The sequence below is a fragment of the Hyphomicrobium sp. genome (assembly GCF_020852195.1).
Classification (GTDB): Bacteria; Pseudomonadota; Alphaproteobacteria; order Rhizobiales; family Hyphomicrobiaceae; genus Hyphomicrobium_C.
Genome location: NZ_JADZBI010000247.1, coordinates 1 through 10,852 on the forward strand (window position 1 = coordinate 1; position 10,852 = coordinate 10,852).

General features: G+C 68.3%; 14 protein-coding genes. 6 read left to right on the top strand and 8 right to left on the bottom strand.

Annotated elements, in window-relative coordinates; genetic code table 11:
* A partial coding sequence (gene gdhA, locus IT540_RS20295) for an NADP-specific glutamate dehydrogenase (RefSeq protein ID WP_291181695.1) occupies positions 1-1,101 on the top strand: 1,101 nt, incomplete at its 5' end.
* 271 nt (positions 1,102-1,372) lie between these two features.
* Here gdhA and cbiB read toward each other — a convergent pair.
* The 4 genes from cbiB to cobT form a co-directional block, all read right to left on the bottom strand.
* The gene (gene cbiB / locus IT540_RS20300; RefSeq protein WP_291181696.1) at positions 1,373-2,359 is read right to left on the bottom strand and encodes an adenosylcobinamide-phosphate synthase CbiB; all 987 of its coding nucleotides are present in this window, start codon (positions 2,357-2,359) and stop codon (positions 1,373-1,375) included.
* Positions 2,360-2,428: 69 nt separating this feature from the next.
* Positions 2,429-3,151 carry an adenosylcobinamide-GDP ribazoletransferase gene (locus IT540_RS20305; protein WP_291181697.1) on the bottom strand — a complete coding sequence of 241 codons (723 nt, stop codon included), beginning with the start codon at positions 3,149-3,151 and terminating at the stop codon, positions 2,429-2,431.
* Positions 3,148-3,750 carry a histidine phosphatase family protein gene (locus IT540_RS20310; protein ID WP_291181698.1) on the bottom strand — a complete coding sequence of 201 codons (603 nt, stop codon included), beginning with the start codon at positions 3,748-3,750 and terminating at the stop codon, positions 3,148-3,150. The genes IT540_RS20305 and IT540_RS20310 overlap by 4 nt, the downstream gene beginning before the upstream one ends.
* The gene (gene cobT, locus IT540_RS20315) at positions 3,747-4,805 is read right to left on the bottom strand and encodes a nicotinate-nucleotide--dimethylbenzimidazole phosphoribosyltransferase (RefSeq protein WP_291181699.1); all 1,059 of its coding nucleotides are present in this window, start codon (positions 4,803-4,805) and stop codon (positions 3,747-3,749) included. Before cobT ends, IT540_RS20310 begins: the two co-directional genes overlap by 4 nt.
* Positions 4,806-5,240: 435 nt before the next feature.
* On the opposite strand from cobT, the gene IT540_RS20320 reads away from it, so the two are divergent.
* From IT540_RS20320 to IT540_RS20335, 4 genes are all read left to right on the top strand, one after another.
* The gene (locus IT540_RS20320) at positions 5,241-6,053 is read left to right on the top strand and encodes a fumarylacetoacetate hydrolase family protein (RefSeq protein ID WP_291181700.1); all 813 of its coding nucleotides are present in this window, start codon (positions 5,241-5,243) and stop codon (positions 6,051-6,053) included.
* A gap of 9 nt (positions 6,054-6,062) precedes the next feature.
* Positions 6,063-6,821, top strand: coding sequence for a cyclase family protein (locus IT540_RS20325; RefSeq protein ID WP_291181701.1), 759 nt, complete (start codon positions 6,063-6,065; stop codon positions 6,819-6,821).
* Positions 6,822-6,981: 160 nt separating this feature from the next.
* Positions 6,982-7,182: a hypothetical protein gene (locus IT540_RS20330; protein WP_291181702.1), complete on the top strand. Its 201-nt coding sequence runs from the start codon at positions 6,982-6,984 to the stop codon at positions 7,180-7,182.
* Between the two features lie 112 nt (positions 7,183-7,294).
* On the top strand, positions 7,295-8,191 hold the full coding sequence (locus IT540_RS20335) for a dienelactone hydrolase family protein (RefSeq protein ID WP_291181703.1): 897 nt from the start codon (positions 7,295-7,297) through the stop codon (positions 8,189-8,191).
* A 16-nt stretch (positions 8,192-8,207) separates the two neighbouring features.
* Here the strand turns inward: IT540_RS20335 and IT540_RS20340 are convergent, their stop codons facing one another.
* The 3 genes from IT540_RS20340 to IT540_RS20350 all read right to left on the bottom strand — a co-directional run bounded on the left by IT540_RS20340 (position 8,208) and on the right by IT540_RS20350 (position 9,700).
* Positions 8,208-8,420 (bottom strand): hypothetical protein, encoded by a 213-nt coding sequence (locus IT540_RS20340; protein WP_291181704.1) that lies wholly within the window; start codon positions 8,418-8,420, stop codon positions 8,208-8,210.
* Between the two features lie 61 nt (positions 8,421-8,481).
* Entirely contained in the window at positions 8,482-8,766 is a 285-nt protein-coding gene (locus tag IT540_RS20345; RefSeq protein ID WP_291181705.1) for a hypothetical protein, read from the bottom strand.
* A 241-nt stretch (positions 8,767-9,007) separates the two neighbouring features.
* Positions 9,008-9,700, bottom strand: a complete 693-nt coding sequence (locus tag IT540_RS20350; RefSeq protein WP_291181706.1) for a helix-turn-helix domain-containing protein — start codon at positions 9,698-9,700, stop codon at positions 9,008-9,010.
* Between the two features lie 228 nt (positions 9,701-9,928).
* Here IT540_RS20350 and IT540_RS20355 point away from each other — a divergent pair, with 228 nt between their 5' ends.
* Positions 9,929-10,477: a hypothetical protein gene (locus IT540_RS20355; RefSeq protein ID WP_291181707.1), complete on the top strand. Its 549-nt coding sequence runs from the start codon at positions 9,929-9,931 to the stop codon at positions 10,475-10,477.
* 104 nt (positions 10,478-10,581) lie between these two features.
* Here the strand turns inward: IT540_RS20355 and IT540_RS20360 are convergent.
* On the bottom strand, positions 10,582-10,852 hold a 271-nt coding region (locus IT540_RS20360; protein ID WP_291181708.1), incomplete at its 5' end, for a hypothetical protein.

The window sequence follows — 10,852 nt, forward strand, 5'->3', positions numbered from 1 at the left end:
CAGTTCAACTCGGCGCTCGGCCCCTACAAGGGCGGCATCCGCTTCCATCCGACGGTGCTGCTCGGCACGATCAAGTTCCTCGGCTTCGAGCAGGTGTTCAAGAACGCGCTCACCGGCATGCCGATCGGCGGCGGCAAGGGCGGCTCCGACTTCGATCCGAAGGGGCGCTCGGAAGGCGAGATCATGCGTTTCTGCCAGTCGTTCATGACGGAGCTCGCACGGCATCTCGGCGAGCATACCGACGTGCCGGCCGGCGACATCGGCGTCGGCCAGCGCGAAATCGGATTCATGTTCGGCCAGTACAAGCGCATGACCAACCGCTACGAGTCGGGCGTGCTCACGGGCAAGGGCCTCACCTGGGGCGGCTCTCGCGTCAGAACTGAGGCGACCGGCTACGGCGCCGCCTATTTCGTCGAGCGCATGCTGCGCACGCGCAAGCAGGGCTTCGAGGGCAAACGCGTCATCGTCTCGGGCGCAGGCAACGTCGCCATCTATACCATCGAGAAGGTGAGCCAGCGTGGTGGCCGGGTCATCGCGTGCTCGGATTCGGACGGCTGCGTCGTGGACGAGGCGGGCATCGACCTGCCGCTGCTCAAGGAGATCAAGGAGCGCAAACGCGGACGCGTGGCGGACTACGCGGCGGCGCGCGGCGCGGCTGCCACCTACGTGCCCGGCGGGCGGATCTGGGACGTCCCCGCTGACATCGCCATGCCGTCGGCGACGCAGAACGAGCTCAACGGGCAGGACGCGCGCACGCTCGTCAAGAACGGCGTCATCGCCGTGGGCGAAGGCGCCAACATGCCGTGCACGCCGGAAGCGGTGAAAACGTTCCTCGAGGCGGGCATCCTGTTCGGACCCGGGAAGGCCGCGAACGCCGGCGGCGTGGCGACGAGCGCGCTCGAGATGCAGCAGAACGCCTCACGCGATTCGTGGAGCTTCGAGACCACCGAGCAGCGCCTCGCGACCATCATGCAGGGCATCCACGATCGCTGCGCCGAGATGGCAGAGGAGTACGGCTCGCCCGGCAACTACGTGCTCGGCGCCAACGTCGCGGGCTTCATCCGCGTGGCGGAGGCCATGCGCGCGCTCGGCGTGGTGTAGCGGAGACCAGGGCTTCCCAGCGACATCGAAGCCGCGCCTGGCTGATCTTCCATGTATCTGGATCCCGGCCGTCCGTGCGAAGCATGGCTCCGCCATGACGCCGGGATGACGTGGGAGGAAGGACGATAGCGTACCTCAAAGGAACGTCACTCCGGCGGAGGCCGGAGTCCAGACACGTAGCCGCATCACGCGCGGGCAGCCTCCACGCTATCCTTCCACCGTCATGGCCGAGCCTCGCTTCGCATGAACGGGAGAGTCGCGCGGTGCGCGCTCAGAGCCAGAACAGCACCAGGGCGACGATGACAGCCATTACGCCGATCACGGCGGCCTGAAGGACGTAGGCAATGCGGTAGAGGCGGAGCGCACGATGAATGTCGGCGGCGGTTGCCTCGCGCCGACCGCTGCCCATCCATGCATCGGCGACACGCTTGCCGCCGTAGCTGCGCGGGCCGGCCAACGCAAGGCCGAGCGCGCCCGCCATGGCCGCCTCCGGCCAGCCAGCGTTGGGCGAGCGATGGCGCGGCGCGTCGGTGAGCGCGGCCAGCGCCGCAGCCCGCCAGTCCGCTCCCGGCATCAGGCGCGCGGCGGCCACGAGCCAGAGCGCGGAGAGGCGCGAAGCGGGCAGGTTGACGAGATCGTCCAGCCGCGCCGCCGCCCAGCCGAAGGCGAGATACCGCTCCGACTTGTGGCCGATCATGCTGTCGGCCGTGTTGATCGCCTTGTAGAGCGCGCATCCCGGCAGGCCACCGACGATCAGCCAGAACAGCGGCGCGACGACGCCGTCGGAGAAGTTCTCGGCCAGACTCTCGATGGCGGCGCGCGAGACGCCGGCCTCGTCGAGCGTCGCGGGATCGCGGCCGACGATGCGGGACACCGCTTCGCGCCCACCCTTGAGGCCGCGCTGCTCCAGCGCCTCCGCGACGTCCGTCACGTGATCGTCGAGGCTGCGGCCGGCAAGCAGCGCGCTCGCGAGCACGGCCTTCACCGCGAGCGCTGCCAGTGCCGGTAACAGGAGCCCCAGCGCATGATCGATCAGCAGGACGGCCGACAGCGTGACGAGCAGCACCGTCGCCAGCGCCAGGATGCCGCGCAGGCGCGCCCGCGGGAACGAGAGGTGGCCTTCGTTCCAGACCGCCTCCGCGCGTGCGATGAGCGCGCCCATCCACGTCACCGGATGGCCGATGCGCGCCAGCAGCGCTTGCGGGTAGCCGGCGACGGCCTCGACAAGGAGTGCAAGAAAGGCCAGCGCAAGATTCATGGGGGCACCGTCGAGTCCGCTCGCACAGGGGTGCTAACACAGGTGCCGTGCCGGAGGAATATGACGTCCTCACGCCAGAAGCAGGGCGAAGAGCAGCAGCGATTCCATGATCTCGATACCGGCGCCGTGGCAATCGCCGGTCATGCCGCCGACGCGGGCGCGCCAATAGAGCGCGAAAGCGGCCGCGAGCGGGAGCGCGATAAGCAGCGGCGGCGCCACGGCCAGCGAGATGGCGGCGAGCGCCGCGCCCTCGACGGCAACAGGCGTCGTCGTGATGCCCGCGGCGAGATGGCTCGCCAATCCTTCCGTCAACGGCTTCACGGCGCGGCCGACTGCCAGCGTGGCCCAGCGCGCCCATGCGGCGGAGAGTGCGAGCCCGGCGAACAGCTCACCCGGCGCCGTGCGCTCCGCCACCGCTGCGAGCAACACCAGCTTGGCGACGAGTTGTAGCGCAATGGCGATGGCGCCGAAGCTGCCGAGGTGCGGGTCGCGGGCGACCTCGACGAAGCGCTCCGGATTGCCGTGGGCGGCGCCCAGGCCGTCCGCCACGTCGCCCAGCCCTTCAACGTGCAGGCCGCCGGTGATGAGCACCCAGACGAGGAGTCCGAGCAGGGCGCCGACCCAGGGGCCGACAACCATGCCGAGCGTGACACCCAGCGCCACCAGCACGCCCACCAGCGCGCCGACGGCGGGCAGCCAGGGCGCGGCGCGGGCAAGATCCCCGGCGTGCTCCGGCGAGACCCGCACGGGCAGGCGCGTCAGGAACTTGAGGGCGATGAGGAAGCCCGTCATGCCTCGCGGGCCTCCGGCGGCTGCGTGATCTCGATGATCTCTCCCCAGAGCCCGTGCATGGGGTGGGTGCCCATCTCGACTCGGATCAGCGTCGCGCAGGCGATGCGGACGGCCCAGAGCCTCTCGAGCGGGATGGCGAGCAGGATGGACAGCGCCATGCGGATCGATCCGCCATGGGCGACTACGAGCACCGGACCGTCCCCCTTCGCGGCGAGCCGGTCGAGCGCGGACGCGACGCGGGCGCGCACGGCGTCCATGCTCTCGCCGTTCGGCGGCGGGTTGGCGTCGGGGTTCTTGTAGAATGCGGCGAGGCGCGCATCCTCGGCGAGGTCGCGGCGCGGCCGGCCGTCCCAGTCGCCGAAGTCGATCTCGCGCCAGTCGGGATCGACCTCGACGCTCTGTTCGCCGGTCAGGGCCAGGATCTCGGCGGTCTCCCTGGCGCGCTTCAAGGGCGAGGCAACGATCCCTCCCCACGTACGCCCCGCGATCTGGCGCGCGACCGCCTCGCAGCCGGCGGCACAGAGCGGCGCATCGGTGCGGCCGAGAAGCGTGTCTCTCGTCTCGGTCTCGCCGTGGCGGAGGAAATCGACCACCGTCATGGCGCGCTGCGGCCGGACACGGCCGCCTCCTCGAACGTCGCCATGCCGTTGTGGAGCTCGCAGGCCAGCCGCAACACGGCGAGCGCGGTGGCGGCGCCGGAGCCTTCGCCGAGCCGGAGGTTGAGGTCGAGCACAGGGCGCGCCGCGAGCGCGTCCAGCACGACGCCGTGGCCCTGCTCGGCCGAGCGGTGCGAATAGATGAGCCAGGGCACGCACGATGGATTGAGACGCGTCGCGGCGAGCGCGGCCACGGTGACGATGAAGCCGTCGACAAGCACAGGACGGCGCGCCTGCGCGGACGCGATGATGGCGCCGGTCAGCGCCGCGATCTCGAGTCCGCCGACGGTTGCCAGCACGCGGCGCGGATCGGATGGCGAGGAGCCATCGAGGGCGTGACGCGCGAGAGCGGCCTCTATGACGCGAATCTTGTGCACGACGCCCGCGGCGTCGAGGCCGGTGCCGGCGCCCGCGATCTCCGCAGGCCGCTTTGCCAGCAAGGCGGCGGCAATTGCTGCGGCCGACGTCGTGTTGCCGATCCCCATCTCGCCGAAAAGCACGAGGTCGGCGGGGCCGGCCCTCTCCACTGCGCGCTGCCCGACCGCAAGGGCGAAGTCCAGCTCCGCGTCCGTCATCGCCGGCTCGACCGTGAAATCGCGCGTGCCGCGACGCGGCTTGTCGACGACCGTTCCGGGGACCGGATCGGCGGCCAGCGTACCGGCATCGACCACGGTCAGCGGCACGCCGAGGGTGCGGGCGAGCACGGAGACCGCCGCGCCGCCGGATGCGAAGTTCTTCAGCATCTCGACCGTGACGGCGGCCGGATAGGCGGAGACGCCCTGCGCTGTGACGCCGTGGTCGCCGGCGAAGAGGATGATCGGCGCGTGCGCGGCGCGCGGGCGTTCGGTCGCCTGCAGGGCGGCGAGCGTGATGGCCAGTGCCTCGAGCGTGCCGAGGGAGCCGGCGGGCTTGGTGAGCACGGCCTGGCGCGCACGGGCGGCCGCCTCGTGCGAGGCGGACGGTGCGGGACAGGGCGTTTCGATCCAGGCTGGTGACATGTGGCTGCGAGCATTAGGGGTGCGGGCCTGCTGCATGGCATGGCCGGCGGGCGCCGGCAACTGCAGCTACGACGGACCGGACACATTAACCTGCCCCCGGAGGGCGGGGATAGGACGGGAACCCCGAAACTGCCGATGTTCCGAAATGTCCCTTTAACCGTTCCCATATGGGGAGGGACCGCGCGACACAGCACGCGGATCGTTCATTGATCGAATGGCGATGATGTGGGAGCAGAAGGGCCGCTCAAAGGGGATCCGGCATGAAGCTCAGGCGCGTATCAGACGGCGTGGGGTTCGCGGTGCAGATCGCGTCAGGTGACGGCTGGGTGGATGCTGCGCGCGTGCTGCGCAGCGTCACACCCGCCGTTCCGGAAGCGGACATCGCGCGCTGGTCGGGCGATGCGGTCGCCCTGCTCGGCGCACCGGAGAACGTGCGTGCGCGCGTCGCGGAAGCCGCAGCGCGCCTCGCACCCGACGCCGAGGACGACCGCGCCCGTCACCCTCCCCTTCGCGCCGCACTCGTTCCGCGACTTCATGCTCTACGAGCGTCATGCCATCGACGCGGCGCGCGGCTTCGTGCGCCTGTACATGCGCAACGCCTGGCCCGTCGTGCGGGCCTACGAGCGCCTGCTCGGTCCGCCGTTCCCGCTTCTGAAGCCGCATCGGCTCTGGTATCGGCAGCCGATATACTACATGGGCAACCATCTCGCCTTTGCCGGAGACGGCGAGGAGATTGCGATCCCTGCCTACGCCGAAGGTATTGACTACGAGCTGGAGCTCGGATTCGTGCTCAGAAATGCGCTGTTCAATGCCAGCCCGGAGGAGGCCGAGGCCGCCATCGGCGGCTTCGTGGTGATCAACGACTTCAGCGCGCGCAACGTGCAACATGAAGAGATGCGCTCGGGCTTCGGCCCGCAGAAGTCGAAGCACTTCCGCAACGGGCTATCGAGCGTCGTCGTCAGCGCGGACGAGATCTTGCCACGGTGGCGTGATCTCAAGGGATCCGTCCGTATCAACGACCTCCTCTACGCCGAGCCGTCGACCGCAGATCCTCGCTGGTCTCTCGGCGAAGCGCTGGCGCATGTGTCGCGCTCCGAGCAGCTCTATCCCGGCGAGCTGTTCGCAACCGGCACGCTGCCGGGCGGCAGCGGCATCGAGGTCGGTCGCCTACTCGACGTCGGCGACACCATCGAGATCGCCATCGAGGGGGTCGGCCGCCTCCGGAACACCATTTGCCGAGAAGGATGACAACGCGTCGTGAAAGTGATCGATCTCTCGAAGCCCGTGCGCTTCAACCGCGACGACCCGTTCTTCATGCGGGTCCGCGTCAAGCACAAGCCGCATTGGATGGCGAAGCTGCTCGTGCGGGCGCTCGGGCTGCCGTTCCGGCTCTTTCCGCGCGACTTCGTGGGCTGGGCCGACGACACCGTCAGCATGGGTGTGCATGCGACCACGCACATCGATGCGCCCTGGCACTACGGGCCGGAGTCGGGCGGCGCGCCGGCGCAGACCATCGAGGCGATTCCACTCGAGCGCTGCATCGGGCCCGGCGTCGTGCTCGACCTCTCGCACAAGGCTGACGACGATCCGATCACGGTGGCGGACATGGAAGCGGCGCTCGCGAAGAGCGGCGCGACGCTCACCGAGCAAACGATCGTGCTGATCCGCACCGGCCGCGACCGGCTGATGGACACCAAGGACTTCTGGAAGACCGGAACGGGCATGAGCGCGGCGGCCACCGAATGGCTGCTCGACCACGGCGTCACCGTCATGGGCATCGACCAGTGGGGCTGGGATCTGCCGTTCCGGGCGCAGATCGCGAAGTCGCGCGCTACAGGCGACGCGACGCTGTTCTGGGAGGCGCACCGCGTCGGACAGCGGCGGCCCTACTGGCACATGGAGCAGCTCACGAATCTCGACGCGCTGCCGCCCTCCGGCTTCGAAGTGGCGGTGTTTCCCCTCAAGATCGTCGGTGCGTCGGCGGCTCCCGCCCGGGTAGTGGCCATCCTGCGCTGAGTATTAACTCGTTGTTTTTTGACAATCTTCATTGCCGCATCGGAGTGACTTCCTGGCTCCTTCGCGAGAATTTTCGCCTGTGGGGGTGGCGGATCGGGAATTTTTCCCTCTAGAATGGGACATTATCCCATTTCGTGTTTCTCCTCGCCTGCAGGATCCGATGAAGAAGAGCAAGCCCGCGCCCGTCCCGATCCAACTGGACCCGAGCCACCCCAACTACGATGCTATCCTGCTCAAGCGCGCGCGGCTCGAGGCGCACCGGCGCCGGCGGCTGGAGAACAGCGGGGCGCTCACCGCCCAGGAATGGAAAAGCGCGACCGGCAAGCCCGCCAAGACCTCCGCGCGCCGCGGCAAGGACTGACCGCCGGCGTACCCCCCCGCGCTTGATCCGCGCCGGCGCGGCCCCATGTTTTCGTCATTGCCATGGGCTAGTCACCGCTCCTCGGTGCCGGCAACGACGGGAGCTTTCCGACATGACGCGATCAAACGACGACGCGGCCGAGGTCAATCTCGCATCCGACATGCGGAGCCTGTTTCCGAAGTTCGAGCCCTCGCGGCGCGAGGCGGTGCTGGCCACGCTGGCAACGGGCTTCGCGCTCGCCACGCAGCCGGTGGCGGCGGAGACGACGATCACCACCGATACGGACGGCCTCGAGGCCGGCGAGGTGCAGGTCGCCGCGCCCGACCGCGCAATCCCGGCGTATCGCGCGAAACCGGCGCAAGGCGGACCGTTCCCGGTCGTGCTCGTGGTGCAGGAAATCTTCGGCGTGCACGAGCACATCAAGGATGTCTGCCGCCGTCTCGCCAAGGCGGGCTATTTCGCCATCGCGCCCGAGATGTACGTGCGTCAGGGCGACGTCGCGGGCCTCAAGAGCATCGACGAGGTGCGCGCGGTGGTGGCGAAGGTGCCGGACGCCCAGGTGATGAGCGACCTCGACGCGGCCGTCGCCTTCGCCGCTTCCGACGGCGGCGACGTCGAGAAGCTTGCCATCACGGGCTTCTGCTGGGGCGGACGCGTTACCTGGCTCTATGCCGCGCACAACCCGAAGCTCAAGGCGGGCGTCGCCTGGTACGGGCGGCTCGTCGGCGAGCCCTCGGCGCTGACGCCAAAGCATCCGGTGGATGTGGCGGGCGACCTCAAGGCGCCGGTGCTCGGGCTCTACGGCAGTGCCGACCAGGGCATTCCGCTCGACACGGTGGATGCCATGCGGGCGGCCTGCGCGAAGTCCGGCAAGACATGCGAGATCGTGGTGTTCGAAGGCGCGCCACACGCGTTCCACGCCGACTACCGGCCGAGCTATCGGGCCGAGCCGGCCAAGGAAGGCTGGTCGCGGCTGCTGGCCTGGCTCAAGCAGCACGGTGTGGCGTAAGCACGCAAATGTAGGCTCAGGCGCCGAGGCTCAGTGAACCCGTCCGCGTCTCGACGCTATAGGTGCCGTGGAACGCCTGATCGCGCAGCGGGCCGGAGCAGAACGTGCCCCTGAGACCGAAATCGAAGCCGGCGCCGATCTCGACCATCTCGGCAATCCGCGCCTCTACGACGTCGTCCTCGGTCTTGGACGTGACGCTCTGCCGAGCTCGGGATAGAGCAGCGCCCATTGCAGGGCAGGCTTGTCGGGCCCGTAGACGACCTTCACAGCGTTGTCGCTCGTGGCCGCACCTACTCCTCGGGCAGGTCGTAGCGCGCATCGGCGCAATACTCGCCGTTCCAGTACTTGAACGTCCCGCAGTTGGCGGGCTGCAGCACGGTCCAACCGTAGACCCGCGGACCTACGACAATTCCGTCCTCAACCGGAACCTCCTCCTCGTAAGCCGGCGTCTCGACGTAAGCCGGCTCTTCGACATAGGCCTCGTCGTCGTTCCAGTCGTCGACATAGACCTCTTGGGCAGACGCACTCCCGGCAGCGACCACGCAAGCGGCAAGCGTCATATAAGCTCTCCGCATGGGGAACCTCTCCAACTCCGGTTACCACTGTGCAAGGAATGCCGATCGATGAGGCTCGGTTCCCCTTGTCGGGAACGCCGCGCTGCGCGCGGGGCGACTCGGCGCGGCCGGCGGCAGCCATAAAACGAAGAGACCGGCTCTCGGCCCACCCGTGCCGCGCTCCGGCGTGCGCGGTACAGTGCGAACCTGGAGCCGGCCAACCTACTGCGACGGATTGTGCCGCCGCGATCCTGAAATTGGCTTACTCGTTGGCAAGATCCGTCAGACGCGGCAGATCCCGCAGCGTCACCGTGGTGCCGCCCTGCTCGACATCGATGACGCTCATCTCGCGCAGCTTGGTCAGCGTGCGGCTCACGGTCTCGATGGTGAGGCCGAGGAGATCGGCGATGTCGCTGCGCCGCATGGCGAGCTTCACCTCGTCGTTCGGAGCGTCACCCGTGCGGCGATGCAAAGCGAGCAGGAACGCCGCCACGCGCTCGACGGCGCTGCGCTGGCCGACCGTGACGAGCAGGCTGCGCGCCGCCACCAGGTCCTGGCACACGGACTTGTAGAGCTTGAGGGCGAGGGAGGCGTCGGTCTCGGCGAGGCTTTCGAGGGCGGAAGCGGACAGGCAGCGCACCTTGGAGGCGCAGGTCGCCTGGGCGCTCATGATGTGCTCGCCGAGCACGCCGAGGCCGATGAAGTCGCCGGGATAGGCAAAATCGATGATGCGTCGGCGGCCGTCGAAGAGGGTCTTGTAGATGGCGATGACGCCCTCCTCGACGCGATAGACGTGCGTGCGGGGGTCGCCTTCGCAGAAGACGTGCTCCTTGGCCTCGAGCTTGCGCTCGGACGCGTGGGACAGCCGCTCATCGAGCGTGCCCCGCTCCGGCGCTTCCGGCCGCGAGCGCTGCACATAGGGACGGGTTTCAATGGGATTGATCGCCAGCATCATCTCTCCTCGACCGCCTGAATGTCGCGGCTTGCCGCTCGGTGCGATGCGAGGATTTAAGGCGCGTTGCGAACCGCCCGTATGTGGAGAGCGTGACGAATTGTGAGAGTTTGTAACACGCAGCCGATGTCGAACTCTATCCCGACCCGGCGGCTCGGCGTGTGATCTCAATCAAGAGACCTCGCCACATGCGACGTTATGGTCAGCCGACGCCCCAAGCGAAGGTAAGCCATGCGATCCCAACATGACCGATCCGCCCAGCAGACGCTCGAACTGGGCCGGAGGCTCTCGGCGGACCGCCACCTTCAGGCCGAGATCGACAAGGGTATAGCCAGTCTTGCCGCAGGCTTGCCGTCTCCGGTCGGGCTGCGCCTCGCACGCGTCCTCGTCGCCGTGCTGGAGCCGAGTTGGTCCGAGCACGTGGGGTTCCAGGACGTGGTGCTGTTCCCGATCATCGCCAAGGCCACCGACACGCCGTCGGAGGTCCGCAATCTGCTCGAGGGGCTCGGCCGCGAACATGACGAGATCGGCGCGAGACACGTCGAGGTGACGGCAATCCTCAATACTTTCATTGCCGGACGGCACAAGAGCACGGAGCTCACAGCACCGCTTGCGCAAACGTTCTCGCTGCGCCGGCGTCATCACGACGCGGAGGCGGCGCTGGAAGACGCAATCCCGGCCGCGCTCGATGCGGACGACTCGGCCGCGTTCAAACGCTGGACCGCGAGCCGCGCAGACTCGCCGTTCCCGATGAACCTCATCCTCGATATCTGGGATTGAGCCCCGGAGCCGTTTCGGTTCGGTGAATAGCGGAACGGCGGCAGATCCTTGTTCTATCGTGGGTCTTCGCTCGGAAACCGGTTCCCGCGTTCCCGAAAGCCCCGCTAGCAGACCGCCGGCCCACAGATCTCGATCGAGAACTTCTGGTGCTTGCCCCTGCGCGTGAAGTTGAACTCGCGCCCGTCGATGCAGGAAATGCGGCCGTCGACGCCGATGTCGTCGCCGAGCGGGATCTCCTGGTAGGAGAGCACCTCGTTGAGGTTGCACGCTTTCTCGACCTTGAGCTGATCACGGAGAATGATCCGCCAGGGACCCTCGTTCGGCTGCAGCGGATCGTCGGCTGCCGCGGCAGGGACCAAGGCTATTGTCGCGAGA

Bases quoted from the DNA above. Each gene is read 5' to 3' on its own strand.
- IT540_RS20305 (WP_291181697.1), bottom strand. From the start codon at position 3,151: ATGACGGGCTTCCTCATCGCCCTCAAGTTCCTGACGCGCCTGCCCGTG.
- IT540_RS20330 (WP_291181702.1), top strand. From the start codon at position 6,982: ATGAAGAAGAGCAAGCCCGCGCCCGTCCCGATCCAACTGGACCCGAGC.
- IT540_RS20355 (WP_291181707.1), top strand. From the start codon at position 9,929: ATGCGATCCCAACATGACCGATCCGCCCAGCAGACGCTCGAACTGGGC.
- IT540_RS20350 (WP_291181706.1), bottom strand. From the start codon at position 9,700: ATGATGCTGGCGATCAATCCCATTGAAACCCGTCCCTATGTGCAGCGC.
- IT540_RS20335 (WP_291181703.1), top strand. From the start codon at position 7,295: ATGACGCGATCAAACGACGACGCGGCCGAGGTCAATCTCGCATCCGAC.
- IT540_RS20340 (WP_291181704.1), bottom strand. From the start codon at position 8,420: ATGGGCGCTGCTCTATCCCGAGCTCGGCAGAGCGTCACGTCCAAGACC.
- IT540_RS20345 (WP_291181705.1), bottom strand. From the start codon at position 8,766: ATGCGGAGAGCTTATATGACGCTTGCCGCTTGCGTGGTCGCTGCCGGG.
- IT540_RS20310 (WP_291181698.1), bottom strand. From the start codon at position 3,750: ATGACGGTGGTCGATTTCCTCCGCCACGGCGAGACCGAGACGAGAGAC.
- cobT (WP_291181699.1), bottom strand. From the start codon at position 4,805: ATGTCACCAGCCTGGATCGAAACGCCCTGTCCCGCACCGTCCGCCTCG.
- cbiB (WP_291181696.1), bottom strand. From the start codon at position 2,359: ATGAATCTTGCGCTGGCCTTTCTTGCACTCCTTGTCGAGGCCGTCGCC.